Source organism: Polaromonas sp. C04 (assembly GCF_002002705.1).
Lineage (GTDB): Bacteria > Pseudomonadota > Gammaproteobacteria > Burkholderiales > Burkholderiaceae_C > Rhodoferax_A.
In genome coordinates this window covers 148,092-174,482 of sequence record NZ_MUNS01000025.1, presented here as the reverse complement: position 1 = coordinate 174,482, position 26,391 = coordinate 148,092, and the positions used below count along the sequence as shown (strand labels likewise).

The 26,391-nt window shown below is 64.6% G+C and carries 26 protein-coding genes; 10 read left to right on the top strand and 16 right to left on the bottom strand.

What is annotated here, in order from left to right; translation table 11 throughout:
* Positions 1–56 precede the first annotated feature (56 nt).
* The 8 genes from B0E49_RS07165 to mhpA are packed head-to-tail and all read right to left on the bottom strand — an operon-like array spanning position 57 to position 8,292.
* Positions 57–911, bottom strand: a complete 855-nt coding sequence (locus B0E49_RS07165; RefSeq protein WP_077561492.1) for an intradiol ring-cleavage dioxygenase — start codon at positions 909–911, stop codon at positions 57–59.
* Entirely contained in the window at positions 908–1,966 is a 1,059-nt protein-coding gene (locus tag B0E49_RS07160) for a branched-chain amino acid ABC transporter permease (RefSeq protein ID WP_077561491.1), read from the bottom strand. Before B0E49_RS07160 ends, B0E49_RS07165 begins: the two co-directional genes overlap by 4 nt.
* Before the next feature lie 7 nt (positions 1,967–1,973).
* Positions 1,974–2,837, bottom strand: a complete 864-nt coding sequence (locus tag B0E49_RS07155; protein ID WP_077561490.1) for a branched-chain amino acid ABC transporter permease — start codon at positions 2,835–2,837, stop codon at positions 1,974–1,976.
* Positions 2,834–3,553 carry an ABC transporter ATP-binding protein gene (locus B0E49_RS07150; RefSeq protein ID WP_077561489.1) on the bottom strand — a complete coding sequence of 240 codons (720 nt, stop codon included), beginning with the start codon at positions 3,551–3,553 and terminating at the stop codon, positions 2,834–2,836. The genes B0E49_RS07155 and B0E49_RS07150 overlap by 4 nt, the downstream gene beginning before the upstream one ends.
* Positions 3,550–4,290 (bottom strand): ABC transporter ATP-binding protein, encoded by a 741-nt coding sequence (locus B0E49_RS07145; protein WP_174571077.1) that lies wholly within the window; start codon positions 4,288–4,290, stop codon positions 3,550–3,552. The genes B0E49_RS07150 and B0E49_RS07145 overlap by 4 nt, the downstream gene beginning before the upstream one ends.
* A gap of 9 nt (positions 4,291–4,299) precedes the next feature.
* Entirely contained in the window at positions 4,300–5,565 is a 1,266-nt protein-coding gene (locus tag B0E49_RS07140; protein ID WP_077561488.1) for an ABC transporter substrate-binding protein, read from the bottom strand.
* Positions 5,566–5,598: 33 nt separating this feature from the next.
* Positions 5,599–6,657, bottom strand: a complete 1,059-nt coding sequence (locus tag B0E49_RS07135; RefSeq protein WP_077561487.1) for a maleylacetate reductase — start codon at positions 6,655–6,657, stop codon at positions 5,599–5,601.
* A 15-nt stretch (positions 6,658–6,672) separates the two neighbouring features.
* Complete coding sequence (mhpA, locus tag B0E49_RS07130) at positions 6,673–8,292, bottom strand: bifunctional 3-(3-hydroxy-phenyl)propionate/3-hydroxycinnamic acid hydroxylase MhpA (protein ID WP_077561486.1); 1,620 nt, start codon at positions 8,290–8,292, stop codon at positions 6,673–6,675.
* 179 nt (positions 8,293–8,471) lie between these two features.
* Here mhpA and B0E49_RS07125 point away from each other — a divergent pair, with 179 nt between their 5' ends.
* Positions 8,472–9,287: a TetR/AcrR family transcriptional regulator gene (locus B0E49_RS07125; RefSeq protein ID WP_217349221.1), complete on the top strand. Its 816-nt coding sequence runs from the start codon at positions 8,472–8,474 to the stop codon at positions 9,285–9,287.
* 81 nt (positions 9,288–9,368) lie between these two features.
* Here the strand turns inward: B0E49_RS07125 and parC are convergent, their stop codons facing one another.
* Both parC and B0E49_RS07115 read right to left on the bottom strand, forming a co-directional pair.
* Positions 9,369–11,711 (bottom strand): DNA topoisomerase IV subunit A, encoded by a 2,343-nt coding sequence (parC, locus tag B0E49_RS07120; protein WP_077561485.1) that lies wholly within the window; start codon positions 11,709–11,711, stop codon positions 9,369–9,371.
* Positions 11,712–11,728: 17 nt separating this feature from the next.
* Entirely contained in the window at positions 11,729–13,708 is a 1,980-nt protein-coding gene (locus B0E49_RS07115; protein ID WP_077561484.1) for a DNA topoisomerase IV subunit B, read from the bottom strand.
* A gap of 162 nt (positions 13,709–13,870) precedes the next feature.
* Here B0E49_RS07115 and B0E49_RS07110 point away from each other — a divergent pair, with 162 nt between their 5' ends.
* From B0E49_RS07110 to B0E49_RS07090, 5 genes are read left to right on the top strand one after another with little or no spacing between them, the layout of a single operon-like run.
* The gene (locus B0E49_RS07110) at positions 13,871–14,683 is read left to right on the top strand and encodes an SDR family oxidoreductase (RefSeq protein WP_077561483.1); all 813 of its coding nucleotides are present in this window, start codon (positions 13,871–13,873) and stop codon (positions 14,681–14,683) included.
* The gene (locus B0E49_RS07105) at positions 14,667–15,260 is read left to right on the top strand and encodes a class I SAM-dependent methyltransferase (RefSeq protein ID WP_144264475.1); all 594 of its coding nucleotides are present in this window, start codon (positions 14,667–14,669) and stop codon (positions 15,258–15,260) included. Before B0E49_RS07110 ends, B0E49_RS07105 begins: the two co-directional genes overlap by 17 nt.
* Before the next feature lie 34 nt (positions 15,261–15,294).
* Positions 15,295–16,176, top strand: coding sequence for a 4-hydroxy-tetrahydrodipicolinate synthase (gene dapA, locus B0E49_RS07100; RefSeq protein ID WP_077561482.1), 882 nt, complete (start codon positions 15,295–15,297; stop codon positions 16,174–16,176).
* A gap of 17 nt (positions 16,177–16,193) precedes the next feature.
* Positions 16,194–17,297, top strand: a complete 1,104-nt coding sequence (gene bamC / locus B0E49_RS07095; protein ID WP_077561481.1) for an NlpB/DapX family lipoprotein — start codon at positions 16,194–16,196, stop codon at positions 17,295–17,297.
* A gap of 12 nt (positions 17,298–17,309) precedes the next feature.
* Complete coding sequence (locus tag B0E49_RS07090) at positions 17,310–18,086, top strand: MBL fold metallo-hydrolase (RefSeq protein WP_077561480.1); 777 nt, start codon at positions 17,310–17,312, stop codon at positions 18,084–18,086.
* 107 nt (positions 18,087–18,193) lie between these two features.
* On the opposite strand, the gene B0E49_RS07085 is transcribed toward B0E49_RS07090, so the two are convergent.
* The 3 genes from B0E49_RS07085 to B0E49_RS07075 form a co-directional block, all read right to left on the bottom strand.
* A complete protein-coding gene (locus B0E49_RS07085; protein WP_174571076.1) occupies positions 18,194–18,463 on the bottom strand; it encodes a hypothetical protein in 270 nt (89 codons plus the stop codon).
* Positions 18,464–18,676: 213 nt separating this feature from the next.
* Positions 18,677–19,240, bottom strand: a complete 564-nt coding sequence (locus tag B0E49_RS07080) for a hypothetical protein (protein ID WP_286137862.1) — start codon at positions 19,238–19,240, stop codon at positions 18,677–18,679.
* Positions 19,241–19,297: 57 nt separating this feature from the next.
* Complete coding sequence (locus B0E49_RS07075) at positions 19,298–20,458, bottom strand: cupin domain-containing protein (RefSeq protein ID WP_077561478.1); 1,161 nt, start codon at positions 20,456–20,458, stop codon at positions 19,298–19,300.
* An 18-nt stretch (positions 20,459–20,476) separates the two neighbouring features.
* Between B0E49_RS07075 and B0E49_RS07070 the strand changes: the two genes are divergently transcribed.
* On the top strand, positions 20,477–21,001 hold the full coding sequence (locus B0E49_RS07070; RefSeq protein ID WP_077561477.1) for an FKBP-type peptidyl-prolyl cis-trans isomerase: 525 nt from the start codon (positions 20,477–20,479) through the stop codon (positions 20,999–21,001).
* Positions 21,002–21,099: 98 nt separating this feature from the next.
* Here B0E49_RS07070 and B0E49_RS07065 read toward each other — a convergent pair whose 3' ends face one another.
* From B0E49_RS07065 to coaBC, 3 genes are all read right to left on the bottom strand, one after another.
* The gene (locus B0E49_RS07065) at positions 21,100–21,597 is read right to left on the bottom strand and encodes a glycine zipper 2TM domain-containing protein (RefSeq protein ID WP_286137861.1); all 498 of its coding nucleotides are present in this window, start codon (positions 21,595–21,597) and stop codon (positions 21,100–21,102) included.
* Between the two features lie 173 nt (positions 21,598–21,770).
* Positions 21,771–22,217 carry a dUTP diphosphatase gene (gene dut, locus B0E49_RS07060; RefSeq protein WP_077561476.1) on the bottom strand — a complete coding sequence of 149 codons (447 nt, stop codon included), beginning with the start codon at positions 22,215–22,217 and terminating at the stop codon, positions 21,771–21,773.
* A 15-nt stretch (positions 22,218–22,232) separates the two neighbouring features.
* Positions 22,233–23,453: a bifunctional phosphopantothenoylcysteine decarboxylase/phosphopantothenate--cysteine ligase CoaBC gene (gene coaBC / locus B0E49_RS07055; protein WP_077561475.1), complete on the bottom strand. Its 1,221-nt coding sequence runs from the start codon at positions 23,451–23,453 to the stop codon at positions 22,233–22,235.
* Between the two features lie 69 nt (positions 23,454–23,522).
* Here coaBC and pyrG point away from each other — a divergent pair, with 69 nt between their 5' ends.
* The 3 genes from pyrG to B0E49_RS07040 are packed head-to-tail and all read left to right on the top strand — an operon-like array spanning position 23,523 to position 26,355.
* Positions 23,523–25,202 carry a CTP synthase gene (gene pyrG, locus B0E49_RS07050; protein WP_077561544.1) on the top strand — a complete coding sequence of 560 codons (1,680 nt, stop codon included), beginning with the start codon at positions 23,523–23,525 and terminating at the stop codon, positions 25,200–25,202.
* A 2-nt stretch (positions 25,203–25,204) separates the two neighbouring features.
* The gene (kdsA, locus tag B0E49_RS07045; protein ID WP_077561474.1) at positions 25,205–26,062 is read left to right on the top strand and encodes a 3-deoxy-8-phosphooctulonate synthase; all 858 of its coding nucleotides are present in this window, start codon (positions 25,205–25,207) and stop codon (positions 26,060–26,062) included.
* 2 nt (positions 26,063–26,064) lie between these two features.
* Positions 26,065–26,355, top strand: a complete 291-nt coding sequence (locus B0E49_RS07040; protein ID WP_077561473.1) for a DUF1330 domain-containing protein — start codon at positions 26,065–26,067, stop codon at positions 26,353–26,355.
* The last annotated feature ends 36 nt before the right edge of the window (positions 26,356–26,391 follow it).

Below are 26,391 nucleotides of genomic sequence, written 5' to 3'. Positions count from 1 at the left end.
CAATGCTGGTGTGCTTTGGCGCGGCGGTAAAAGGGAATGGTATGGTGTTTCCACCCTCACCGCGAGACACTCGGCACCGGAGTGAGCACGAAGTCGAAGGGTGAGTGCCAAACGGTCTTGCCGTCGTTGACATGCTCGAACGGAGCCACCAGCGTTTCCTTCACGCCAAACACCGTGTCCGACGTGATGTACGGATCGCCACCGACGAAGGTATGGGTGACCAGCTTCTGGAACCCGGGCGCGGTAACCATGAAGTGCATGTGCGCGGGCCGGTGGGGATGGCGCCCCAGATGAGCGAGCATCTTGCCGACCGGGCCGTCGTCGGGGATGGGATAGGACACGGGCTTTATCCCCACGAAACTGTATTTGCCGTCCGCGCCGGTGGTGAAAATTCCCCGGTTGTTCCATTTCGGCTGGATACCGGGCTGCTGCACGTCGTAGAAACCGTCGGCGTTGTCCGACCACACATCGATGCGCGCGCCCTGGATGGGCTCTCCATGCAGATCGATCACCCGCCCCTCGAAAAGACAGCTCTCCCCCTTGCCGTCGAGCGAGATGTTCTCGCCCATCTGACGCTCGGGCGCGCCAGCGACATGGAACGGGCCGAACACCGTGTTTTCGGTGGCTCCCACCGGGCGGCGGTTATTGATGGTATCCACCAGCATGGAAAAGCCCAGCGTGTCGCTCAGCAGGATGAATTCCTGCCGCTCTTCGCTGCACATCTGGCCGGTCCTGGTCAGGAAGTCAATCGCAATATCCCACTCCTCCTGGGTCAGGTGGATGTCCTTGGCGAAGGCATGAAGATGCTTGATGAGTGATGCCATCACCTCCTTCAGGCGCGGGTTGATGTCCTTGCCCATGCGGGTGTTGACGGCTTCGACAGAGCCTGCTTCAGTGAAAAACTGGGTCATGATCGGGTTCCTTTCTGCATTAACAAATCGTGGGGAGGATGCTGGCGCAACGGCAATAGTTCGATGCCGCTGCGGTCAGTGAATAGGCCCCACAAGCCCCGCCGCGCAAACAGCATGATCACGATGCCGATCAGACCCAGCACGATCAGATAGACCGAGCCGTAGTCCGACAGCACGCGCTGCAAGGCGTAGAAGATCACCACGCCAACGATGGGACCAGGCAGCGTGCCGATGCCGCCAATGACCACCACGAAGATCACGTAGGCGGTCCAGTTGATCACGGAAAATGCGGCATCGGGCGTGACGCGCGTGATCTGGATGAAGAGCAGAGCGCCACACAGGCCGGTCCCGAGGGCGGTCAGTAGAAAAACCAGCGCCTTCAGGCGGGTCGGATCCACACCCACCGAGCGCGCCCCTTCGGTGTTGTCGCGGATGGCTTGCAGACCCAGCCCCATGCGCGAGCGCAGGAAGACGTAGCTGGCACCCAGGGTGACCAGCGCCAGCGCAAGGGCCAGCCAATAGGTGATGGCGTCAGCGGCAGCCGGACTGCTGACATGCAGCAGCTCCTTGACATGCGCCACGCCGAACATCTTGTCCGTCGTGCCTCTGGGCAAAGAGGTGCCGGTACCGCCGCCCAAGGCATGCCATTGCGCCAGCGACAGGCGCGCGATTTCGGCCACGACCCAGGTTCCGATGGCGAAGTAGGCGCCGCTGAGCCGGAACGCGAAGAACGCCATGGGGACGGCAAATAACACGGCCACTACGCCGGCGATGCCGATCCCGACGAGCGGATCCAGACCCCAAAGGATCACGGCCGCGAACATCGCGTAGGCGCCCAGGCCGACGAAGACTTGCTGGCCTACCGAGACCAGACCGGCAAAACCGGCCAGCAAATTCCAGTTCATCGCCAGCACCAGCAGGGTCAGCATCATGAAGACATCCTGGACCATGACGCGCGAACCGACGACGGGGACCGCCGCCAGAGCAGCCGCCAGAACGAGTCCGGTCAGTGCGGCGCGCCAGTCGAACGAACGAGGGGTACTTGTGAGTGACATAACAGGCTCAATCATTGGCGCGGGGAAATAGCCCGCGCGGGCGTACAAGGAGGACCACCACAAAGGCCAGGTGTCCGGCAAGAATCTGCCAATCCGGACTGACCGCGGCACCCAGCGTCTGCGCCACGCCGATGACCATGCCGCCAATCAAGGTTCCCCACAGACTCCCGAGCCCGCCGATGATCACTGCCTCGAAGGCATAGATGAGGCGCGCCGGGCCGATCGAGGGATCGAAATTCGCCCGCGTGCCCAGGTAAAGCGCCGCGATGGTTGCCACGACCATGGCGATCCCGGTGGCCATGGCGAACACCCGCTTCGGGTGGATGCCCATCAGCCCAGCCGTCACAGCATCGTCGGAGGTGGCCCGAAACGCCCGGCCCAAAGCGGTCTTGTAGAAGATCTGGTTGAGCAGGAAGATCACGATCACGGCGGTCGCGAGCGTCATCAGCGGCACGATGCCGACCGCAATCGGTCCAAGTGACAGCGACGCAACCTCGATCGGCCCGGCGGTCAACTTCTGGGTGTCCGCTGAGAAGACTTCCAGCAGCCCATTCTGGATCACGACCGACAGGCCGAAGGTGACGAGCAGCGGCGGCAGGATGTCCTCGCCCAGCACGCGGTTGAGCACGTAAGTCTGAAGCAGCCAGCCGACCGCGAACATGATCGGCGCGGCAATCAGCACGGCCACGAAGGGATGCAGCCCCAGCGCAGTCATGATCACGAGGACCAGATAGGCCGCCAGCACGATAAGGTCGCCATGGGCCAGGTTGACCAGTCGCATGACGCCGAAGACCAGGCTCAAGCCGGCGGCAAACAGGGCGTACAGCCCGCCCAGCAGGATGCCCTGCACGATGGTGTCGAGCCAGATCATGCGCTCACCCCGAAGTACGCGTCGTGGATGGCTTCGCGCGACAGGCTCTCGGGCGTGCCTTCCAGCGTCACCCGTCCTTCCATCATGCAATAGACGCGGTCGGCGACCCGCAGCGCCTGACCGATGTCCTGCTCCACCACGATGATCGACGCGCCAGCCGTCTTGATCTTGGGCACGGCGGCATAAATGTCGCGGATGACCAGCGGCGCCAGCCCCAGGCTGATCTCGTCGCACAGCAGCACCTCGGGATTGGACATGAGCGCCCGACCAATCGCCACCATCTGTTGCTGCCCGCCCGACAGCGCGGTCGCGGAGTTGTACCGGCGCTCCCTCAAGACAGGGAAGAGGTCATAGATGGCACCGAGGGTCCAGTGTTCGTTGCCACGACGGACGTGCGCACCGATCAACAGGTTTTCCTCAACACTGAGCGACGAAAACAACTTGCGACCCTCCGGCACCATCGCCACTCCGCGCGCCAGCACGTCCGGGGCCGACAGCGCGCCGATGGCTTCGCCGTGCAGCGTGATGGCGTCCGGCGGAGTCGGCACGATGCCGGTGATGGCCCGCATGAGTGTCGTCTTGCCTGCACCGTTGGCGCCGATGATGGCCACCGTCTCGCCCTTGTGCAGTGTCAGGTCGACCCCGAACAGTGCCTGGAAGTCGCCGTAGAACGCTGTCAGGTTATGCGTCTGAAGCAGGGCTTTTGTGTTGTTCATACTTCAATCCCCAGATAGATCTCGCGCACCTCGGGCGAGGCCATGACCGCGCCGGGTTCGCCGATCATGAGCACCTTGCCGAAGTTAAGAACCATCAGGCGCTCCACGACCGAGTTCAGCGCGTGCAGAACATGTTCAATCCAGATGATGGCCGTCCCGCTCGCATGGATGGCCTTGATCGTGACGATGAGTTCGCCGCACTCCGCCTCGGTCAACCCGCCTGCAATTTCGTCGAGCAGGATCAGCCGGGGCGAAGTCGCCATGGCGCGGGCCAGTTCCAGCCGTTTGCGCTTGAGCAGCGACAGTCCTCCGGCCGGCTTGTCGGACACATCCTCCAGCCCGGTGCGGCCCAGGATGTCCACGCAGTGCCCTGCGGCTTCCCGTCCGCGCCACCCGCCGCCGAACTGCGCCGCCACCAGCAGGTTTTCATAGACACTCAGGTGCCCGAAGGGCTGCGGGATCTGAAACGACCGCCCGACACCCGAGACACAGCGCTGCATCGTTGACTGGTGCGTGACATCGACGCCCTCGAACAATACCGTTCCCGCATCCGGACGCAGGTTGCCCGCGATCAGGTTGAAGAGCGTGGACTTGCCGGCACCGTTGGGACCGATGATGCCCAGCGCCTCGCCCGGCGCCACGTCGAAGCTCACGTCGTCCGACACCTTGAGCGCGCCAAACGACCTGGACACGGACTTCAGGCTGAGGATAGGCACATCGGCCTCTGACTCGTTCATACGTGCCGGTCAGCGCAGGGTTTCGAGCTTGCCGCCGAGCGGGATGTTCGGGGCATTGCCGTTTTCCACGATGACCAGATCGAAGCTGCCATTGGCCTGGCGCCGCCATTGGCCACCGAGCAGTGGTGTCTTGGCCACGTTCTTGCGCGCATACGCTGGCACGTTGTCCTTGCCCCAGCGGATGTTGCCCACCACCGTATCGAGCGAGGTGCTGGCGATGGCCTTTGCCACGGCGTCACGATTTGTGGGATCGCCAGCGCGCTTGAGCACGTCGGCGGCCAGCTCGAACAGGGCGTGGGTGTATCCCACCGGCTGGGTCCACTGACGGCCAGCTGCCTTGGAGAAGCCCGCGGCCAGGTCGGCACAGCTTTCGCCCGTCAGCGAAGAATGGAACGGAAACGTCGGCGTCCAGTAAACCTCGCAAGTCAGGTTGTGGCCGAGCTTACCCAGCGCAGCCACGCTTTCGGGGAACAGCAGCGCCTTGGCGATGGACACCAGTTTGGGCTTGAAACCCTGCTGGCTGGCCTGGGTCCAGAAGGTCGTGAAGTCCGGCGGAATCGGAATGCCGGTGAATATCTCGACGTCGTTCTTCTTGAAAGCGTTGATCTGGGCCGAGAAGTCGTCGGTCAGGTCCTGGTAACGCCCCGGATCGGTCAGCTTGTAGCCCGCTTTCTTGGCCGCCGGCGGCAAGCCATAGTTGCTGGCCCACGCATTGCCGTCGCCGTCATTGGGCCAGAGCGCACCCAGGCTCTTGTTGGTCTTGACGCTGTTCCACATGTTCAGAAACACCGCCACGTTGTCTTCCAGGCCCCAGAAGAAGTGGTAAACGTAATTGAAACTGGTCCATGACGACGGGTTGTCGGGATTGCCCTGCTGGCCGACGTACCAAGACTGCCATGGCGCCACCGACGAGATGACCGGCACTTGTTCGGCCTCGGCGACGGTGCAGACCGGGTTTGTCGTCTCCGGCGTCGAAGCAACAAGGATCAGGTTCACCTTGTCGCGCAAGATCAGCTCGCGTGCGACGTCGGCGGCCCGGTTGGGGTTCGATTGGCTGTCCTTGACCAGCACCTGGACGTTCAGCCCCTTGGCCAGGGCGGCCTTCTGGAACTGCGCGATCATGTACTTGTCGGCCTGCGAGAAAGCGCTCAGCGGCCCCGATTGCGGGCTGATGTAGCCGATCTTGATCGGGCGCTTTTGTGCAAACGCGGGGATCGCAAGCGAGCTTGTGGCCGCAGCCACACCGGTTTCAAGCAATTGTCTTCTGGTGAACATGGTCTCTTCTCCTGGTTGGTTGGGTGATCTTGGTTACTGCGGCCTTGCGCCTTCCCAGGCGCGCTGCAGCAGAGAGCGCACGGCGTCGCGTTCGACGGGCCGCGGGTTCCAGTAGGGGTTTTTCACGGCCAGGTCGGCGGCGGCATCCAGCTGCGCCTCCTGCAGGCCCAGGTCCTTGAGGGCCAGCGGCGCGCCAAGCGACTTGGCAAAGTCGTAAAGGCCGCTGCCGATGGCGCCGCCAAACAGATCGGCCAAGGGTTGCAACTCGTTGGCTGCAGCTTGCGCGTTGTAGGCCGCCGAATGGGGCAGCAAGATCGCATGGGTCTCTGCGTGCGGCAGGTCGAAGCTCCCGCCGAGCGTGTGGCAGAGCTTGTGATGCAGCGCCATGCCGACCGTGCCGAGCACCGTACCGCAAAGCCACGATCCGTAGAGCGCGTCGCCGCGCGCCGTGACGTCCTTCGGGTTGCCAACGATCATCGGCAGCGCAGCGCGCAGCGCACGCACGCCTTCGACCGCCAGCATGGATGAGATCGGGTTCCGGTCCTGCGCGTAGAGCGCCTCGACCGCATGCGCCATGGCGTTCAGCCCGCTCGTGACGCTCATGGCAACGGGCAGGCCCAGGGTCAGATTGGGATCGTAGATCACCACCTCGGGCAGGATCTTCGGATCGCGCACTGTGGTTTTGATGCCGTCTTCGGTCTGGCCGAGGATAGGCGTGACTTCGGACCCCGCGTAGGTCGTGGCCACCACGATCTGGGGCGTGTCGTTGCGGTACGCAATGGCCTTGCCCAGGCCAATGGTCGATCCACCGCCCAGCGCGACAACACAATCGGCGTCAACGCCCTGGAACGCGAGCATCGCCTCTTTCGTCACCGCGACCGGTGTGTGCATCGCGGCCTTGGCGAATACGCCGGCGGCCAGCGTCCCGAGTTGCCTGGCCAATGCCTCTGCGTCGGCCTGCTGGAACGGCGTGGACAACACGAGCGCCCGGCGGGCGCCCAGCCGCCTGACCTCGTCGGCCACCCGGGCCAGAGTCCCGGGCCCGAACACGATGCGGGCCGGATTAACGTCGTAAGCGAACGGTGCAGTCATGGGGTGTCTCCAGAATCAGGCCACAGCCTCTTCGCGGATTGCGTGAAGATGGAGCTGCGACATGACCGTCCCGAAACGCTGCTGAAGTTTCTCCGGACTGCTCGCCGTGGCCGCCACGTAGAAGTCAGGACGCAACAACACGTATTTCGCGTCGATGGCATCCATCCACTTCGCATAAGTGCCCTCGACGTCAACGGCATCGCACACTGTGCCAGGCGCGCCGATCCTCACCGCCATGCCGTCCAGCAGCGCCAGTTGCTCCCGCTGCGCTGGGGTCAGCGCAGCCGCAGGGTCGGCGTTCAAGCCAATGAGCACCCAGCCACGCCCCACCGCCTGATCGAAACGGTCGCGCTTGCCGCCGGCCTCGACCACCCCTTGCACCGACAGTTCGCCTGCATGGGCGGAGTCAGCACACCAGACCCCATGGCCCAGTTGGCAGACATCGGTCGGCACGGGTTTGTTGTTGCGCGCGGCCAGGTCGGCCTTCATGCGGGCATCGCGTTCGGCCGCTTCCTGCTCGTCCGAGATGCAGATGATCTTGCCCAGCTCCTGGCTAAAGTTGATGTAATGCTTGACGTGCTCCAGCCGCTCGGTGGTGTAGCTGTCGAGCAGTTCGGGGCCACTCTTGCCATCGAGAATCAAGTTGAGGCGCCAGCCCAGTGCCAGCGCGTCGCGCAATCCGGCGCACATGCCTTCGCCGGCAAACGGGGGCATCAGGTGGGCTGCATCGCCCGCAATGGCGCAACGCCCCTTGTTCCAGGTCTTGGCCCAGCGCGCCTGAAATCGGTAAACGGCACTGCGTTCCAGCTCCGCGTTCTCGGGAGTCAGACCCCAGGGCTTGAGCAGTTCCCAGGCTCGCTCGGGTTTTTGAATCTCATCGACCGACTCCCCTGGCAGCACCATGTATTCCCAGCGACGCCGGCCTGGCCCGCCAGGCACGATGGTGGTGGGGCGCTTGTGGTCGCAAAGCTGCCACTGCGCGGGCTTCATTTCATAGTCGCCCTTGGGAATCATGTCGAGAATCAGCCAGTCGAAGAAGTAGCCTTTGTCCTCGTTCTCGATGCCCAGGCTCTCACGCACAAAGCTGTTGGCGCCATCGGCCCCGACCACGAACTTCGCGCGCAGCGTCCGGCGCTCGCTGTTCGGGCCGGCCTCCTCGGGATTGCGCTGGAGCGAGAGCTCCACACCCTCGGCATCGTGCGCCAGCGCGATGCCTTGCCAGCCACGCATCTGCTTGATGTTGGGCAACGTGTCGGCAATGCGTGTGAGGCGGCGTTCCAACTCTGGCTGATTGAACCAGTAACGCACGCGCCAGCCTGAGGCCGAGGTGCTTTGCCAATCGACGATCTGCAGGTTCTCGCCCTGGGCGTCTTTCCAGTAGTACAGCTCGTCGTGGTAGTTGATCGCGGAGTCGTTTTCAGAGTCAATGCCCAGCGTCGCCAGGATGCGCGCGATTTCGTGGTCGTAGGTCACGGCGCGGGGCCGGTCGTAGGCGCCGCTCCAACGCTCGATCAGCGTCACCCGTTTGCCGGACTTGCCGAGCAGGATGGCGAGCAGTGTGCCCACGGGCCCACCGCCGACGATAGCCACGTCAGCATCGAAGCCCTGGGTGGCAGGTGTAGTGAAAACGCTCATTTGGATCTCCTGTATTCAAGGGTCGTGAAAGTCGTCAAGCTTTGGCGCTAGGCGTTTGGGAGAGGAATCAATGCCTCTCTGACACGTTTTTTGAAGTCTAAGTCATAACTGAACGTTCGTCAGTTATGGTTTACCCTCATATGTGATCAGTTATTTTTTACATCGCAGAAGTCGGCGCCATGCGGGTGACGGCAAGACTGGCGGCACAGGTCAAGCCGGCCAATGGGGAGACTTGGCTAACAAGTCCTATTGATTTCCAACCGGCGGGGTTCGAGCATGACGACATTCGTATTAGACTCATCGTCATGAATGAGCCACTCAACACGTCTACGAATTCACTGGCCGAACCGGCCGAACCCGAAGGCCGCGTGGCGCGTCGGCAGCGCCGCAACCGCGAGGCCTTGATTCGCGCGGCCAGCGTGGTGATGACCGAAAAAGGCGTCGATGCTGCCACCATGCTGGAGATCGCCGAGCGCGCTGATGTGGGCGCTGGAACGGTCTACAACTATTTCAAGTCCAAGGATGAGTTGGCGATCGCAGTGCTCGAGCACATGATGCATGACCTCGCCTTGCGCATCGAAGTGGTCACCAAGGCATTCGAAGACCCCGCACAGGTTTACGCCTTCGGCATTCGAACCGTCCTGGAAACAGCCACGAGTGATGTGCGCTGGAAGCAGATGCTCTATCGTTCGGAAGTCATCGCCGACGCATTGTTCAGACGCATGGGGCCGTTTGCGATACGCGACCTGAGGCGCGCCGCGGATGCGGGACGCTTCCAGATTCCCAATGCAGAGATCGTCTGGCGACTAACCGCGCATGCGATCGTGGGCATCAGTTTGGCAATCACCACCGACGCAGTGCCCTCCAGCGCCATCGATCAAATCGTCATCCGCCTGCTTTGCATGACAGGCATTGGCGCCGAATCCGCTCTGGAGCTATCGTCGCGTCCGCGCCCGGCTCTGCCGGCCAAGGCCGTTCGTCTTACCGCCTCATAAACGTCGGGGCAGCGAAACCTCGACTACTATCATGTTGATAGCTGATAGCGCCCTATGGGTAAGGGCTACAGCATGTTATGACTACTCAACCCGCTGGATGGAGGTGGGCTTGAAGCCCAGGTCCGCGGCCTTGCCCTTGCGCCCGCGCGCGGCGCGCGCATTGTTCAGCGAGCGAATCTCCAGCGTTTCCGAGCGCTCCTTGCCGCCGCGGCCCAGGCCTTCGATGCGCACGCTGCGGGTGTAGGCCGCCGCGCCCGCCAGCGTGTCCTTGGCCTCCAGATCGATCAGCATCAGGCCACGCCCGCCGTGGCTCATGGTCTTGAGCTCGCTGATCTCGAAGCTCAGGATGCGTCCGCCCGTGGACGCGCAGGCCACATGCGTTGCCGCCGCCAGCGGCGCAGCGCCCGAGGAGCCGCTGACGTGCGACGGGCGGCACAGCGACTCGCCCGCGTTGCAGGTCACGAACGTCTTGCCGGCGCGCAGGCGCGAGCTCATGTGCTCCACCGTGGCCAGGAAGCCATACCCCGCGGTGCTGCTCAGCAGCAGGGTGGCCTCTGTAGGGCCGGCAAAGTAATGCGTCACCTGGGTGCCCGATTCGAGCTCGATCAGCGTGGTCACGGGCTGGCCGTCGCCGCGTGCGCCGGGCAGCAGGGAGACCGGCACCGAATAGACGCGGCCGTTGTTGCCGAACGCCAGCAGCGTGTCGACCGTGCGGCACTCGAAGGTGCCGTACAGCCCGTCGCCGGCCTTGAAGGCGAAGCTCGCCGCCTCATGGCCATGGCCGGAACGCGCGCGCACCCAGCCCTTTTGCGAGATCACCACGGTGACCGGCTCGTCCACCACCCGCACCTCCACCACGGCCTTTTTCTCGGCCTGGATCAGGGTGCGGCGCGGGTCGGCAAAGGTCTTGGCATCCAGCTCGATTTCCTTGACCATCAGGCGGCGCAGCGCGGCCGGGCTGCCCAGGATTTCTTCGAGCTTGCCCTGCTCTTCGCGCAACTCCTTGAGTTCCTGCTCGATCTTGATGGCCTCCAGCCGCGCCAGCTGGCGCAGGCGGATTTCCAGGATGTCCTCGGCCTGCCGGTCACTGAGTTTGAAGCGCTCGATCAGCGCGGACTTGGGCTCGTCCGAGCGACGGATGATGGCGATCACCTCGTCGATGTTGAGCAGCACGGTCTGGCGCCCCTCCAGAATGTGGATGCGGTCCAGCACCTTGTCCAGGCGATGCTGCGAGCGGCGCTGCACGGTGCTCTGGCGGAACTCGATCCATTCCAGCAGCATCTGCCGCAGCGACTTCTGGGTCGGCCGGCCATCCAGCCCGACCATGGTGAGGTTGATGGACGAGGAGGTCTCCAGGCTGGTGTGGGCCAGCAGCGTGGTGATCAGCTCCTGCTGTGGGGTGCGGCCGGTCTTGGGCTCGAACACCAGGCGCACGGCGGCGTCCTTGCTCGACTCATCGCGCACCACGTCGAGCACCGACAGCACGCTGGCCTTGAGCTGCGTCTGCTCCAGCGACAAGGCCTTCTTGCCGGTCTTGACCTTGGGGTTGGTCAGCTCTTCAATTTCTTCCAGCACCTTCTGCGTGCTGACGCCGATGGGCAGCTCGGTCACGACCAGCTGCCACTGCCCGCGCGCCAGTTCCTCGATCTTCCAGCGCGCGCGCACCTTGAGCGAGCCGCGGCCGCTGCGGTAGGCGTCGGCGATGTCGGAGGCCGCACTGATGATCTGGCCGCCGCCGGGATAGTCGGGGCCCGGGATCAGGGCGAACAACTCGTCATCGGCGAGCTTGGGCGTCTTGATCAGCGCCATGCAGGCATCGGCGATCTCGCGCAGGTTGTGGCTCGGAATTTCAGTCGCCAGGCCGACCGCGATGCCGCTGGCGCCATTGAGCAGCGTGAACGGCAGCCGTGCGGGCAGCTGCGTGGGCTCGGACGTAGAGCCGTCGTAGTTCGGGATGAACTCCACCGTGCCTTCGTCGATTTCATCGAGCAGCAAGCTGGTGATTTTGGCGAGCCGCGCCTCGGTGTAGCGCATCGCGGCGGCGCCGTCGCCGTCTCGACTGCCGAAGTTGCCCTGGCCGTCGATCAGCGGGTAGCGCTGGCTGAAATCCTGCGCCATGCGCACCAGCGCGTCGTACGCGGCCTGGTCGCCGTGCGGATGAAAGCGGCCCAGCACGTCGCCCACCACGCGCGCGCTCTTGACCGGCTTGGCGCCGCTGTTGCCCGAGAAGCCCAGGCCCATGCGCGACATCGAATACAGGATGCGCCGCTGCACGGGCTTTTGCCCGTCGCACACATCGGGGAGGGCCCGGCCCTTGACCACGCTCAGCGCGTATTCAAGGTAGGCGCGCTGGGCGTAGGTGGCAAGGTTCAGCGAATCGTCGGATTCGCCCTGGGGGAAGTCGAGAGTGGGTTGGTCGATCATTGAAAAAGGAGTCGCGTTCAGATATCAATTTCCACGGCGTCGCCGTGCAGCTCCATGAGTTCGCGCCGCGCCGCAGCCTCGCCCTTGCCCATGAGTTTGGTGATCAGATTTTCGGTTTGCAAAAAGTCCAGCGTGCCGAGCTGCACCGGCAGCAGGCGGCGCGTGTCCGGATTCAGCGTGGTTTCCCACAGCTGCTCCGCGTTCATTTCACCGAGCCCCTTGAAGCGGCTGATGGTCCACGCGGACTCGCGCACGCCTTCCTTGCGCAGCTTGTCCAGGATCGCGGTCAGCTCGCCATCGTCCAGTGCATAGGCCTTGGACGCGGGCTTCTTGCCGCGCGCGGGCGCATCGACCCGGAACAGCGGCGGGCGCGCCACGAACACATGGCCGGTTTCGATCAGCTTGGGGAAATGGCGGAAAAACAGCGTCAGCAACAGCACCTGGATGTGCGAGCCATCGACGTCGGCGTCCGACAGGATGCAGATCTTGCCGTAGCGCAGGCCGCTCAAATCGGGCGTATCGGCGGGGCCATGCGGGTCCACGCCGATGGCCACCGCGATGTCGTGGATTTCGGTGTTGGCAAACAGCCGGTCGCGCTCGACCTCCCAGGTGTTGAGCACCTTGCCGCGCAGCGGCAAAATCGCCTGGCTTTCCTTGTCGCGGCCCATCTTGGCGCTGCCGCCGGCCGAGTCGCCTTCCACCAGAAACACCTCGTTGTAGGCCAGATCCCTGCTTTCGCAGTCGGTCAGCTTGCCGGGCAGCACGGCCACGCCCGAGCCCTTGCGCTTTTCCACCTTCTGGCCGGCGCGCTGGCGCGTCTGCGCGGCCCGGATGGCGAGCTCGGCCAGCTTCTTGCCGTAGTCCACATGCTCGTTGAGCCAGAGCTCCAGCGCGGGGCGCACGAAGCTGGAGACGAGACGCACCGCATCGCGCGAGTTCAGGCGTTCCTTGATCTGGCCCTGGAACTGCGGGTCCAGCACCTTGGCCGAGAGCACATACGAGGCGCGTGCAAACACGTCCTCGGGCAGCAGCTTGACGCCCTTCGGGCTAAGCGAGTGCAGCTCGATAAAGCTCCTGACGGCGGTGAACAGCCCGTCGCGCAGGCCGCTCTCGTGCGTGCCCCCGGCGCTGGTGGGAATCAGGTTGACGTAGCTCTCGCGCACCGGCTGGCCGTCTTCGGTGAAGGCCACGCACCACTGCGCGCCCTCGCCTTCGGCAAAGCTGTCGTGCGCGGCATCGGCAAAGCCCTCGCCCTCGAACAGCGGGATCACCGGGTCGGCGTTCAACTCCTGCATCAGGTAATCGCGCAGGCCGCCCTTGTAGAGCCAGGTTTGCACCTCGCGGGTCTTCTCGACGGTCAGCGTCACGGTCACACCCGGCATCAGCACGGCCTTGCTGCGCAGCAGGTGCGTGAGCTCGTGCATCGGCAGCGCGGCCGCCTCGAAGTATTTGGCGTCGGGCCAGACGCGCACGCTGGTGCCGCATTTACGGTCACCTTCGGCGGCCGGGCGCAGCGTCAAGGGCTCCACCACATCGCCACCCGCAAACACCAGCGCCGCCACCGTGCCGTCGCGGTACGACGTGGCCTCCAGCCGCTTTGCCAGCGCATTGGTCACGGAGACGCCCACGCCGTGCAGGCCGCCCGAGAAACTGTAGGCGCCGCCGCTGCCCTTGTCGAACTTGCCGCCGGCGTGCAGCCGGGTGAACACCAGCTCGATCACGGGTGCTTTTTCTTCGGGGTGCAGGCCGAACGGAATGCCGCGGCCGTCGTCCTCGACACTGACCGAGCCGTCCTGGTGCAGCGTGACCCTGATCTTCTTGCCGTGGCCGGCCAGCGCCTCGTCGGCGGAGTTGTCCAGCACTTCCTGGATCACGTGCAGCGGATTGTCGGTGCGGGTGTACATGCCCGGGCGCTGCTTGACGGGCTCCAGGCCCTTGAGAACGCGGATCGAGCCTTCGGAATATTCGGGGGGGTTGACTGCAGAATTCGTTGCCATAGCGGCGAATTGTAGTCCGCCGCCACTCAAACCACTGGATACAAATACAGCCCAAAGGCAATCCACGACCGATGCGACAGCCGCCCGAGGCCGAATTCGTTACATTCCCCCGATGACCGCCCCTTGCAAAGCACTGTCCACCATACGAGCACGCCACACCCCATGAAAACGATCGTCCTCACGGGCGCCTCCGATGGCATTGGCGCCGAAATGGCGCGCCAGCTGGCGCAGACGCACGGCACGCAGGTAGCGCTGGTGCTGGCCGCGCGCAACGAAGCCCTGCTGCAGCAGGTCGCCGGGCAGTGCGCGGCGCATGGCGCGCAGACGCTGGTGGTCAAAACCGACGTGTCACAGCAGGCGCAGTGCCGCCAGCTGATTGCCGCCACGGTGGAGAAATTCGGCCGCGTCGACGCGCTGATCAACAACGCCGGCATGTCGGCCCAGGCGCTGTTTGCGGACGTCAAGGCGCAGGACCTGGGTTGGTACGAGGACCTGATGCGCGTGAACCTGTGGGGCAGCGTCTGGTGCACCCACGCGGCGCTGCCGCACCTCAAGGCCGCGCGCGGCAGCATCGTGGCGGTGTCCTCGCTGGCCGGACTGATCGGCGTACCCGGGCGCACCGCCTACAGTGCGACCAAGTTCGCCATGACCGGCTTTTTCGAGGCCCTGCGCGCCGAACTCAAGCTCGGGGGGGTGAGCGTGACCACCGCCTACCCCGGCGTGGTGGCGACGCAGACCCGCTACCGCGGCTTCAACGCGGCGGGCGTGGCGGCAGGCGCCAGCGGCCTGAAAGAGGACGACGCGATGAGCGTGGAGGAATGCGCGCGCCTGATCCTTGACGGCATGGCGCAGCGCCGGCGCGAGGTGGTGATGAGCCGCAAGGGCAAGATCGGGCGCTTCATGAAACTGCTGGTGCCCGGCATGGTGGAAAACATGGCGCTGGCGGCGCTCAAAGACAATGTCAAACCTCACTAAAGCAACCCCAGACCCGCACGGCAGCGCGGCCGCTTCCGCGTGGATCCAGCGCTGGTCGCACCTGGTGCCCGCGCGCGGCACGGTACTGGATGTGGCCTGCGGCCACGGCCGCCATCTGCGCTGGTTTGCACAACGAAATCACCCCGTGACCGGCGTGGATCGGTCACAGGACGCTATCGATTCAATAGCAGACCTGGTCGCCGCGGGCCAGGCCGAAGCGCTGCTGGCGGACCTTGAAAGCGGGCCCTGGCCGTTTTCGGCCGGCACGCAGGTGCGCACGTTCGACGCGGTGATCGTCACCAACTACCTGTGGCGCCCGCTGCTGCCCGCCATTGTGGCGAGCGTGGCGCCCGGCGGCGTGCTGATCTATGAGACCTTTGCCGCCGGCAACGAGACGGTCGGCAAACCGTCGCGGCCCGATTTTTTGCTGCAGCCGGGTGAACTGTGGCGCGCGTGCGAGGGCCTGCGGGTGGTGGCTTTCGAGGACGGATTCCTGCAAGGTCCGGATCGTTTCGTGCAGCGCGTCGTGGCGGTCAGGCAGCACGCTGCGGAACTCCCGACGCGTTACATGCTCTAGTTAGAATGCTGGTTTACCGTTTCAAGTTGCGGATATGACACCCATTACCGGCAGCACCGTGGCCATCGTGACCCCGATGCAGGAAGACGGCAGCGTGGACTACCCCACCCTGCGCAAACTGATCGACTGGCACATCGCGGAGGGCACCGACTGCATCGGCGTGGTCGGCACCACCGGCGAGTCGCCCACGGTCAACGTGCAGGAGCACTGCGAAATCATCCGCGTCGCCGTCGAGCAGGCCAAAGGCCGTGTGCCCGTCATGGCCGGCTGCGGTGCCAACTCGACCTCCGAGGCCATCGAGCTCACACGCTTTGCCAAAGAGGTCGGCGCCGACTGCCACTTGCAGGTCGTGCCCTACTACAACAAGCCCGGCCAGGAAGGCCAGTACCGGCACTTCAAGGCCATTGCCGAAGCCGTGGACCTGCCCATGGTGCTGTACAACGTGCCCGGGCGCTCGGTCGCCGATATGGCGCACGACACCGTGCTGCGGCTGGCACAGGTTCCGGGCATCGTCGGCATCAAGGAAGCGACGGGCAACATCGAGCGCGCACAGTGGCTGATCCGCGACGTGCCCAAGGGTTTTTCGGTATATTCGGGCGACGATCCGACGGCGGTCGCGCTGATGCTGTGCGGTGGCCAGGGCAACATCAGCGTCACGGCGAACATCGCGCCGCGCCTGATGCACGAACTGTGCGTGGCCGCCATCGCGGGCGATGCGCGGCGCGCCATGGAAATCCAGTTCAAGCTGATGCCGGTGCACAAGCACCTGTTCGTGGAAGCCAACCCGATGCCTGTGAAGTGGGCCATGGCCCGCATGGGTCTGTGCGGGGGCACCCTGCGCCTGCCCATGACCCCCATCGCCCCCTCCAACGAAGCCGTGGTCGAGGGTGCGCTGCGCTCGGCCGGCCTGCTCTGACCGACCGCAACAATTTAATGGAATACCGCGTGAATCAATTTGCAAGACGACTGGCACTTCTGGGCCTGACACTGACGCTGGGCGCCTGCTCGATGCTGCAGAGCGACAAGATCGACTACAAGAGCGCCACCAAGGCGGCCGGCCTGGAGGTTCCTCCCGATTTGACGCAGTTGGCGCCCAACAACCGGTACGTCGTCCCCGGCGGCGCCGTCACCGCCAGCGGCTACCAGAGCACCCAGGCCGCTGCGCCTGCCGAGCCCACCACGGCTGTCTCGAAACTGGGTGACATGCACATCGAGCGCGACGGCAATGATCGTTGGCTGGTGGTGAACCGTCCGGCCGATCAGCTCTGGGGACCGGTGCGCGACTTCTGGCAGGAAAATGGTTTTCTGCTGACCCTGGACGATCGCAAGCTCGGCATCATGGAAACCGACTGGGCCGAAAACCGTGCCAAGATTCCGCAGGACATCATCCGCAGAACCATCGGCAAGGTGTTCGATTCGGCTTATGACACCGGCCAGCGCGACAAATTCCGCACGCGGCTGGAGCGCACCGGCGCGGGCGGCACCGATATCTTCATCAGCCACCGCGGCATGGTCGAGGTCTACACCGATACGCAAAAAACCCAGACCACATGGCAACCCAGGCCCTCCGACCCGGAACTCGAGACCGAGTTCCTGCGCCGCCTGATGCTCAAGCTGGGCGCCTCGGAAGCGCAATCCAAGGCCCTGGTTGCCGAGGCCGCGATCGTCAAGCCGACCGCACGCGTGGCCATGCTGAACAACCAGCCGGTGGTGCAGATGGACGAGGGCTTCGACCGTGCCTGGCGCCGCGTCGGCCTGACGCTGGACCGCACCGGCTTCACCGTGGAAGACCGGGACCGCAGCAAGGGCCTGTACTTTGTGCGCTACGTGGACCCGACTACCGACAACAGTGAGCCGGGCTTCTTCAGCAAGCTGTTCAGCGGCTCGAAAGCGGCCACGCCGCCGTTGCAGTACCGCATTGCGCTGCAGAGCCAGGGCGACGCGACCACCGTGTCGGTGCTGAACGCCAGCGGCGCGCCCGAGAGCTCGGCCAACGCCCAGCGCATCGTCAAGGTCATTGCCGACGACCTCAAGTAGCCTGCCCGTGGCATGTTGAGATTCAGGAGTCTGGGCAGCGGCAGCTCGGGCAACGCCACGGTGGTTGAAGCACGCAGCGGCAACCAGGTCACCCGCCTGCTGATCGACTGCGGCTTCGGCCTGAAGCATCTGGATGCCCGGCTCGGTCGGGCGGGCTTGGCGGCCAGCCAGCTCGACGCCATCTTCATCACCCACGAACATGGCGACCACATCGGCTGCGCACGCCAGCTGGCGCTGCGCGAGCGGATTCCGGTGTGGATGAGCCAGGGCACCTATGCCGCCCTCGGTCCGTGCGACTTCGAGGGCCTCTTCAAGACGGCGCGCGATGCGCAGGCCATCGACCTCGGGGGACTGCAGGTAATGCCGTTCACCGTGCCGCACGACGCGCGCGAGCCGCTGCAGCTGACCTGCTCGGACGGCGCCTCAAAGCTCGGCGTATTGACCGATCTGGGGCACTCCACGACACACGTGCTCGCGCATCTCGGCCACTGTCAGGCGCTGCTGCTGGAGTGCAACCATGACCCGGAGTTGCTGGCGGCGTCCGGCTATCCGGTTTTCCTGAAAAAGCGGGTGGGCGGCCCGCACGGCCATCTGGCCAATGCCGACGCAGCTGCCATTGCGCTGGCGGTGCAGCATGCGGGGCTGAACCGCGTGGTGGCGGCGCACCTGAGCGAGCAAAACAACCGTCCGGAGCTGGTGCGCGCCGCACTGGCGGCGGCCCTCGGGCGCACAGCGCCGGAGATCGACACTGCCCACGCGATCGATGGCACCCCCTGGATCGAGGTGTAAGCGCAGCATGCCGCGGCTGCTGCGAGTGTGTGCCAGCCACAAAAAAGCCACCTTGCGGTGGCTTTTCAAGAAACGCTGGAGAGCGATTACTTGGACTTAAGGCTTCTTCATGGCGCCAGCGGCGTCTTTGACAGCGCCAGCAGCATCTTTGACTGCGTCAGCAGCAGCACCAGCAGCGGAAGCGGCCGTCGAAGCGGCGTCGGCAGCCGTCGAAGCGGCACCAGCGGCCGTCGTAGCAGCACCAGCAGCGTCGCTCGCAGCGCCGGCAGCAGCGGAAGCAGCAGCATCAGGGGCCGCGGGAGCAGCAGCAGCGGGCGCTTCGGCCGGTGCCGGAGCTTCATCTTTTTTGCCGCAGGCAACCAGGGCAGCGGCAGCAATCACAGCGGCCAGAACGAGAGACTTATTCATTTGAAAATTCCTTAAATGGAGAAAAACAACTTCCGGAAATTGTCAGCACAGCAAAAAAACTGCATTGACCGAGGGAAAGCACTCGAGCTCTTTCATCTCTGGCCGCCATTATAGTGCTGGCAATTACAAGTATCGGAAACCCGAATACCAAAAAAGCAACACTTTGTCCTCGTCGGGGGGCGCTAAAGACCCAGGGTGGAAGCCGGAAACCCCGGCGTGCTCTTGCGCAGCCACTCGCCCAGCGCCTCCCGGATCTGCAGGCGGCGCTCGGGCTCGCTGCCGCAGGTGCCGGTACTGCGCTCCAGATCGAGCCGGCGCAGCGCCCAGACCGGACTCCAGATCGCGCTGGGCAGCTCCAGCGGATCGGCCACCACACAACGGCGGCATTCCACAATGTGCGCCCAGGTCCGGCGCCAGCTCACAAAGCGGGCGTGACGCCGGCTCACTTCGTCGTAGTGCCGGGCCAGCATGGTGAATTTGCGCCCTGCTTTCGACCATGCCTGCAGCGACTCGGCGAGCGCTCGCTCGCCCAGCGGCCAGTCTTCGAAGCTGGCGTCGCTGACGATGATTTCGTGCCAGCCCTCGCGCGCGGCGCAGGCCAGCGCATCGCGCACGATCTGCGCGAATTCGCTGCGCCCCGAAAACCGGCCCGAGGGCAGGCCGGATGCGGTGCTGACACGTGCCGCTGCGGCATCGGCCGGCCCCTCATCTCCGTCATCTGTTGTCCCGATCTGTTTCATCGTCATGACAGCACCTCCGCCAGCATTAAAGCGCCGCACCGCCCCTATCAGTCAACCTGCGCGCTACGCGCTGCGGTGTTCGCCTTGGGAACGGCCCGGCGGCTCATGCAACCAGCCGGCTTCGTACCAGGACGCCAGCAGCGACAAGGCACCCTCGCTGGCTCGCAGCAGATCGTCTGCTTCAAGGCGCCGATGATCGGCCAGCCGCCGCATCAGCGTGGCATCGCGCCCGCCGGCGCGGTAGCTCTCGCCATTGATAAAAACATGATGGTCATCAAACATCATTCGCGTGCGGCGGTCAAGCGCCACGCGCCGCAACGTGCGCGGCGCCCCAGCCGGCTCGAACCAGACGCTGGCCTTCGGCTCGGTCAGGTATTCGCCCAGGGCGCGCGGCAGCGCCAGCGGGTTCTTGAGCGCAGCCTGCAGCGCGTGCCGCGCGAAGTCCTGCAGCTTTGCCGGAATGCGGCCGGGCGAATCCGCCGCAGGCTGGTCAGCGTCCCGGTACAGCGCATCGCCGGCCGCCTCATCCGCGTCCTCTGCCAGGCGCTGCAGCAGTTCACGCGCGATCTCGCCGCGCTGGGGCGCGCGAAACCCGATCGAGTACGTCATGCACTCGCCCACCGCCACACCGTCGTGGGCATAGCGCGGCGGCAAATACAGCAGGTCGCCCGGCTCCAGCACGAACTCCTGCTCCGGCACGAAGTTGGCCAAGACCTTGAGCGGCACGCCCTCCTGCAGGGTCAGGTCCTGCTGGCGCCCGATGCGCCAGCGGCGCCGGCCGTGGGCCTGCAGCAGGAACACGTCGTAGCTGTCGAAGTGCGGGCCGACGCCGCCGCCATCCACGGCGTAGCTGACCATCAAATCGTCGAGCCGGGCCTCGGGCACAAAACGAAACTGCTGCAACAGTTCGTATGCGGCATCGACGTGCAGATCGACGCCCTGCACCAGCAGCGTCCAGCCGGGCTGCCCCAGCGGCGGCAGGGCGCGGCGCCTGAACGGGCCGGAGCGCATGCGCCAGCCCTTGGAGCCCTGGGTGACCAAACGCGACTCCACGTCATCGCCGCCGGCCAGCGCGAACAGCGCGGCGCGATCCAGCAGGGCCGCAAAGCCGGCCATGCCCGCAAGAGCCTGGCGCACCAGCAAGGGCTTTTTCTGCCAGTGCCGCTTCATGAACTGCTGCGGGCTCAATCCGCCGAGCAAGGCGAGTGGTTGTGTGATGTCCATAACTGCGACAATTCTCCTATGGAAATTACTCAACAATGCGTGGTCGCGCTGACCTGGACGCTCAAGGACACGCTGGGCGAAGAATTGGACGTGCTGGACGAGCCGGTGGAGTTTCTGGTCGGCGGCAGCGACCTGCTGCACAAAATCGAGGAGGCGCTGCAGGGCCACGAGCCGGGCGCCCGGCTGGATTTGCACCTGGAGCCTGAAGAAGCCTTTGGCGACTTCAACGACCAGATGATCTTTCTGGAGCCACGCGGCCTGTACCCCCAAGAGCTGGAAGAAGGCATGACGTTCGAGGGCAGCGCGCTACCGTCCGGCAGCAACCCCGATGCGCCGAAAGACGCGCTCTACACCGTGACCGCAATCTATCCCGAGCACGTGGTGCTCGATGGGAACCATCCACTGGCCGGCATTGCGCTGCGCCTGAGCCTGAAGGTCGAGGCGGTGCGCGAGGCGACCGAGGAAGAAGTCGGACGCGGCTCCTGCGGCACCGGCTTCTTCAAGGTCCAGCCGCAGGCGCCTGGAGGCACCACGCTACATTAAATCCTGGCGCGTGGTCTGGGGGTCGCCCGTTCAGAGCCGAACGACCTGTCCGTTTTCAATCCGCACATGGTCACCGATGCGCAGGTCACCAAGCGTCGTCATGTCGAAAGGCGCATCGTTCCATTGTCGGTCTGGACCGACATGCGGTAGATCTCCTGCGTGGCGGCGGTGTGACTGTTCTCGATACTGTTGCCCACCACTGCACCGCCCACGACGCCGGCCGCCGTGGCCAGACCACGTCCCGTACCACTGCCGATCTGGTTGCCGAGCACGCCACCCACCACGCCCCCGACAATGGCCCCGGCACCAATGCCCTGGCCTTGCTGGCCGGTACGGATAACGTCGATGCCCGTCACGCGCCCGTACACAACATACGCGCTGGGAGCATTGCTCGGGTAATTGGCGTTGGGGTAATTCGTGTTGGGATTCGTGTTGGGATAGTTCGGGTTGGGATAATTGCTGGCTGGATAGTTGGACGGCGGATAACTCGGGTACGCAGTCCCCGATGTATTCATGGGTGGCGAGCCGCACGCGGCAAGGCTACCCAGCAGCGCGGCGGTGGAAACAATGGCAGCAAGACGTAAAGATGGACGCATAAGGCTCTCCGGTGAATGAAATCAAATTCGGTGAACTGCGGCGAAACCCTGTGTATTGCCGCAAACCCACCTCGTCTGCCTTCATTGAAGATCCTGAAGCCCGCCTGCGCCATCAGGCAGGGCGCTGCATTCCTGTAGGGAATCAGGAAGCCGGCTTGTAGGATGCACCGCCCTCAGGCCTTGCCGGTGGAACCGTACCCGCCCTCGCCGCGCACGCTGGCCGGGAATTCGCTCACCACCTTGAACCGCGCCTGCACCACCGGCACGATCACCAGTTGCGCGATGCGCTCCATCGGCGCGATGGTGAAGGCCACGTCGCTGCGATTCCAGGCGCTGACCATGAGTTGCCCCTGGTAGTCGCTGTCGATCAAACCGACCAGGTTGCCGAGCACGATGCCATGCTTGTGGCCCAGGCCCGAGCGCGGCAGGATCAGCGCCGCGAAGTTCGGGTCGCACAGGTGGATCGCGATGCCGGTCGGCACCAGCTGCCAGGCATTGGGTGCGAGCAGGAGCGGCGCGTCCAGGCAGGCGCGCAGGTCCAGCCCGGCACTGCCGGGCGTGGCGTAGGCGGGGAGCTGATCCGTCATGCGCGGATCCAGGATTTTCACGTCGATGTTCATGGGTTTTGTGAAAAATCAGGCCGCAGCCCTTGTACGGCGGTCGATCTCTGCTATCAATTGACGAGCAAGGACAAGTTTGGGCGCGCGCGGCATGTCCTGCGCGCCGTGCTCGTCCACCAGCAGCAGCGCATTGTCGTCCTGCCCAAACGTGGCCGGGCCGATGTTGCCGACCAGCAGCGGCACCCCTTTGCGCGCGCGCTTGGCCTGGGCGTGGGCCAGCAGGTCGTGGCTCTCGGCCGCAAAACCCACGCAGAACAACGCACCGCTTCGGCCGCGCGGCGATCGGGCCACACTGGCCAGGATGTCCGGGTTTTCGACGAAACCCATCTGCGGACACTGGCCGGTACCGTCCTTCTTGATCTTGTGGTCCGCCGCGCTGGCCGGCCGCCAGTCGGCCACAGCTGCGGTCGCTACAAATATAGTAGCGGTTGGCGCATGCTGCATCACGGCTTCAAGCATATCTTGCGCAGATTTCACATTCACGCGCGTGACCCCGCGTGGCGTCGGCAGGCTCACCGGCCCGGCCACCAGCGTGACCTGGGCGCCGGCTTCGCGCGCGGCCCGCGCGATGGCAAAGCCCATCTTGCCGCTGGAGCGGTTGGTGATGCCGCGCACCGGATCGATCGCCTCGTAGGTCGGACCGGCCGTAACCAGCACCTGCTGGCCGGCCAGCAGCTTGGGCTGGAAAAACGCGATCACGTCTTCCAGCAGTTCGGCGGGCTCCAGCATGCGGCCGTCGCCCGTCTCGCCGCAGGCCTGAAAGCCGTTGCCCACGCCCAGCAGCGTCGCACCATCAGCCTGCAGTTGCGCCAGGTTGCGCTGGGTCGCCGGGTGCGCCCACATTTCGCGGTTCATGGCGGGAGCGATCAGGAGCGGCACCTGCGCGACGGGGCGCGCCAGGCACATCAGGCTCAGCAAATCGTCGGCGCGGCCATGCAGCAGCTTGGCCATGAAGTCGGCGCTGCACGGGGCGATCAGAATCGCGTCCGCCTCGCGCGAGAGGTTGATATGCGGCATGTTGTTGGGCTCGCGCGCGTCCCACTGCGAGCCGTACACGGGACGGTTGCTGAGCGCCTGCATCGTCACCGGGGTAATGAACTGCCCGGCCGCCTCGGTCATCACGACCTGCACGATCGCGCCCTCCTTGATCAGCGCGCGGCACAACTCGGCCGCCTTGTAGCAGGCGATGCCGCCGGACAGGCCCAAAACAATATGTTTACCAGCAAGATCGTTCATGGGCCGCAATGTAGCAGACGCCTATAATCTCGCTTTACCACCTCCTCGGGATTGGCTCCCGACCCTGACATGACCAAATTCGTCTTCGTCACCGGCGGTGTGGTGTCCTCCCTGGGCAAGGGAATCGCCTCAGCCTCCTTAGCCGCGATCCTCGAATCGCGGGGCCTGCAGGTCACCCTCATCAAGCTCGATCCCTATCTGAACGTCGATCCGGGCACCATGTCGCCGTTCCAGCACGGCGAAGTGTTCGTGACCGATGACGGCGCCGAAACCGACCTCGACCTGGGCCATTACGAGCGTTTCATCGAGACGCGCATGGGCAAGGTCAACAACTTCACGACCGGCCAGATCTACAAAAGCGTGCTCGAAAAAGAGCGCCGGGGCGACTACCTGGGCAAGACCGTGCAGGTGATTCCGCATGTGACCAACGAAATCCAGGAGTTCGTCATGCGCGGGGCCGCCGGCGTGGATGTGGCCATCGTCGAAATCGGCGGCACGGTGGGCGATATCGAGTCGCTGCCCTTCCTCGAGGCGGTGCGCCAGATGAGCCTCAAGCTCGGCCCGAACAACTCGGCGTTCGTGCATTTGAGCTACGTGCCCTGGATTGCCGCCGCCGGCGAACTCAAGACCAAACCGACCCAGCACACCGCCAAGCAGCTGCGCGAAATCGGCATCCAGGCCGACGCGCTGATCTGCCGCGCCGACCGCCCGATTCCGCAGGAAGAACGCTCCAAGATCTCGCTGTTCTCGAACGTGCCCGAGTGGGGTGTGATCTCGATGTGGGACGTGGACACCATCTACAAGGTGCCGCGCATGCTGCACGAGCAGGGCCTGGACGGCCTGATCTGCGACAAGCTGCGCCTGAACACGCCGCCCGCCAACCTCAAGCGCTGGGACGACCTGGTGCACGAGACCGAGCACCCGCAAAGCGAAGTCAACATCGCGATGGTTGGCAAGTACGTGGACCTGTCCGACAGCTACAAGTCGCTCAACGAGGCGCTGCGCCATGCCGGCATGCGCAACCATGCGCGCGTGAAGATCGGCTATATCGACTCGGAAACCATCACGCCCGAGAACATCGACCAACTCGCCAAATTCGACGCGGTGCTGGTGCCCGGCGGCTTTGGCAAACGCGGCATCGAAGGCAAGATTTGCGCGGCCCGTTTCGCGCGCGAGCACAAGGTGCCGTACCTGGGCATCTGTCTGGGCATGCAGGTCGCGACCATCGAGTTTGCACGCGACGTGGCGCACCTCAAGGATGCCAACAGCACCGAGTTCGAACCCGACACCCCGAACCCCGTCATCGCCTTGATCACCGAATGGAAAGACAAGGACGGCACGATCAATACGCGCGACGAGAATTCCGACCTCGGCGGCACCATGCGCCTGGGCGCGCAAAGCTCCGATGTCGCGCCGGGCACGCTGGCGCACCAGATCTACGGCGACGTGGTGACCGAGCGGCACCGCCACCGCTACGAAGCCAATGTGAACTACCTCGACACGCTGCGCAAGGCAGGGCTGGTGATTTCTGCCCTGACGCAGCGCGAGCACCTGACCGAAATCATCGAGCTGCCGCAAAGCGTGCACCCGTGGTTCATGGGCGTGCAGTTCCACCCCGAGTTCAGGTCCACGCCGTGGGCCGGCCACCCGCTGTTCAATGCCTTCATTGGCGCCGCCCTGGCGCATCGCGACCAGACCGTCGCACCCGAACATCCCGTCGCTGGCACCAACCTGAAAGTGGTGGCCTGAGCATGAAACTGTGCGGCTTCGAAGTCGGGCTGGAGCACCGCTTCTTCCTGATCGCCGGCCCGTGCGTGATCGAGTCCGAGCAACTCCAGATGGACACCGCCGGCACGTTGCAGGAAATCACCACGGCGCTGGGCATCCCCTTCATCTTCAAGAGCAGCTTCGACAAGGCGAATCGCTCCAGCGGCAGCACGTTTCGAGGCCCGGGCCTCGACAAGGGCCTGGAAATCCTGGCCAAGGTCAAACGCGAGCTTGGCGTGCCGGTGCTGACCGACGTGCACTCCGAGGAGCAGATTGCGCAGGTGGCCGGCGTGGTCGATGTGCTGCAAACGCCCGCCTTCCTGTGCCGCCAGACCGACTTCATCCGCGCCGTGGCGCAGTCGGGCAAGCCCGTGAATATCAAGAAGGGGCAGTTCCTCGCGCCGCACGACATGAAGAACGTGATCGACAAGGCGCGTGCGGCCGCGAAGGAAAAAGGCCTCGCCGAGGACAGCTTCATGGCCTGCGAGCGCGGCGCCAGCTTTGGCTACAACAACCTGGTGTCCGACATGCGCAGCCTGTCCATCATGCGCGAGACCGGCGCGCCCGTGGTGTTCGACGCAACCCATTCGGTGCAGCTTCCCGGCGGTCAGGGCACCAGCTCCGGCGGCCAGCGTGAGATGGTGCCTGTGCTGGCGCGCGCGGCGATCGCCGTCGGCGTGGCAGGCGTCTTCATGGAAACCCACCCGGATCCGGCCAGGGCGCTGTCCGACGGACCCAATGCCGTGCCGCTCAAACACATGCGGGCGCTGCTCGAAACGTTGATGGCGCTCGATGCCGTGACCAAGAAAAACGGCTTTCTCGAAAACGACTTCTCCGCCTAATCATGACCAGTGCGTACATCATTGCCAACGTGACCGTGACCAACCCGGCGCAGTACGAAGACTATAAAAAATTCTCCAGCGCCGCGATGCAGGTGCACGGTGCCGAGGTCTGCGTGCGCGGGGGCAAGGCGCAGGTGCTGGAGGGCGACTGGACGCCCGAGCGCGTCGTGGTCCTGAAATTTCCCAGCCTCGCAGCGGCCCGTGCCTTCTACGACTCCCCCGAATACGGCAAGGCCCGTGCGGCACGACAAGGTGCTGCCGTCATGCGAATGATCGTGGTGGAAGGCGTCTGATTTTTAACCGTTCGGGCCGAGCCTGTCGAAGCCCTT

What these genes read in the sequence shown, in the direction of transcription:
- B0E49_RS07145 (WP_174571077.1), bottom strand. Translation starts at nt 4,290, where the DNA reads ATGAACGAGTCAGAGGCCGATGTGCCTATCCTCAGCCTGAAGTCCGTG.
- dapA (WP_077561482.1), top strand. Translation starts at nt 15,295, where the DNA reads ATGACACCCATTACCGGCAGCACCGTGGCCATCGTGACCCCGATGCAG.
- B0E49_RS07115 (WP_077561484.1), bottom strand. Translation starts at nt 13,708, where the DNA reads ATGGCAACGAATTCTGCAGTCAACCCCCCCGAATATTCCGAAGGCTCG.
- B0E49_RS07140 (WP_077561488.1), bottom strand. Translation starts at nt 5,565, where the DNA reads ATGTTCACCAGAAGACAATTGCTTGAAACCGGTGTGGCTGCGGCCACA.
- B0E49_RS07040 (WP_077561473.1), top strand. Translation starts at nt 26,065, where the DNA reads ATGACCAGTGCGTACATCATTGCCAACGTGACCGTGACCAACCCGGCG.
- mhpA (WP_077561486.1), bottom strand. Translation starts at nt 8,292, where the DNA reads ATGAGCGTTTTCACTACACCTGCCACCCAGGGCTTCGATGCTGACGTG.
- B0E49_RS07070 (WP_077561477.1), top strand. Translation starts at nt 20,477, where the DNA reads ATGGAAATTACTCAACAATGCGTGGTCGCGCTGACCTGGACGCTCAAG.
- bamC (WP_077561481.1), top strand. Translation starts at nt 16,194, where the DNA reads ATGGAATACCGCGTGAATCAATTTGCAAGACGACTGGCACTTCTGGGC.
- B0E49_RS07075 (WP_077561478.1), bottom strand. Translation starts at nt 20,458, where the DNA reads ATGGACATCACACAACCACTCGCCTTGCTCGGCGGATTGAGCCCGCAG.
- B0E49_RS07155 (WP_077561490.1), bottom strand. Translation starts at nt 2,837, where the DNA reads ATGATCTGGCTCGACACCATCGTGCAGGGCATCCTGCTGGGCGGGCTG.
- B0E49_RS07105 (WP_144264475.1), top strand. Translation starts at nt 14,667, where the DNA reads ATGTCAAACCTCACTAAAGCAACCCCAGACCCGCACGGCAGCGCGGCC.
- dut (WP_077561476.1), bottom strand. Translation starts at nt 22,217, where the DNA reads ATGAACATCGACGTGAAAATCCTGGATCCGCGCATGACGGATCAGCTC.
- pyrG (WP_077561544.1), top strand. Translation starts at nt 23,523, where the DNA reads ATGACCAAATTCGTCTTCGTCACCGGCGGTGTGGTGTCCTCCCTGGGC.
- B0E49_RS07160 (WP_077561491.1), bottom strand. Translation starts at nt 1,966, where the DNA reads ATGTCACTCACAAGTACCCCTCGTTCGTTCGACTGGCGCGCCGCACTG.
- B0E49_RS07165 (WP_077561492.1), bottom strand. Translation starts at nt 911, where the DNA reads ATGACCCAGTTTTTCACTGAAGCAGGCTCTGTCGAAGCCGTCAACACC.
- coaBC (WP_077561475.1), bottom strand. Translation starts at nt 23,453, where the DNA reads ATGAACGATCTTGCTGGTAAACATATTGTTTTGGGCCTGTCCGGCGGC.
- B0E49_RS07125 (WP_217349221.1), top strand. Translation starts at nt 8,472, where the DNA reads ATGCGGGTGACGGCAAGACTGGCGGCACAGGTCAAGCCGGCCAATGGG.
- B0E49_RS07080 (WP_286137862.1), bottom strand. Translation starts at nt 19,240, where the DNA reads ATGACGATGAAACAGATCGGGACAACAGATGACGGAGATGAGGGGCCG.
- B0E49_RS07065 (WP_286137861.1), bottom strand. Translation starts at nt 21,597, where the DNA reads ATGCGTCCATCTTTACGTCTTGCTGCCATTGTTTCCACCGCCGCGCTG.
- B0E49_RS07090 (WP_077561480.1), top strand. Translation starts at nt 17,310, where the DNA reads ATGTTGAGATTCAGGAGTCTGGGCAGCGGCAGCTCGGGCAACGCCACG.
- kdsA (WP_077561474.1), top strand. Translation starts at nt 25,205, where the DNA reads ATGAAACTGTGCGGCTTCGAAGTCGGGCTGGAGCACCGCTTCTTCCTG.
- parC (WP_077561485.1), bottom strand. Translation starts at nt 11,711, where the DNA reads ATGATCGACCAACCCACTCTCGACTTCCCCCAGGGCGAATCCGACGAT.
- B0E49_RS07150 (WP_077561489.1), bottom strand. Translation starts at nt 3,553, where the DNA reads ATGAACAACACAAAAGCCCTGCTTCAGACGCATAACCTGACAGCGTTC.
- B0E49_RS07110 (WP_077561483.1), top strand. Translation starts at nt 13,871, where the DNA reads ATGAAAACGATCGTCCTCACGGGCGCCTCCGATGGCATTGGCGCCGAA.
- B0E49_RS07135 (WP_077561487.1), bottom strand. Translation starts at nt 6,657, where the DNA reads ATGACTGCACCGTTCGCTTACGACGTTAATCCGGCCCGCATCGTGTTC.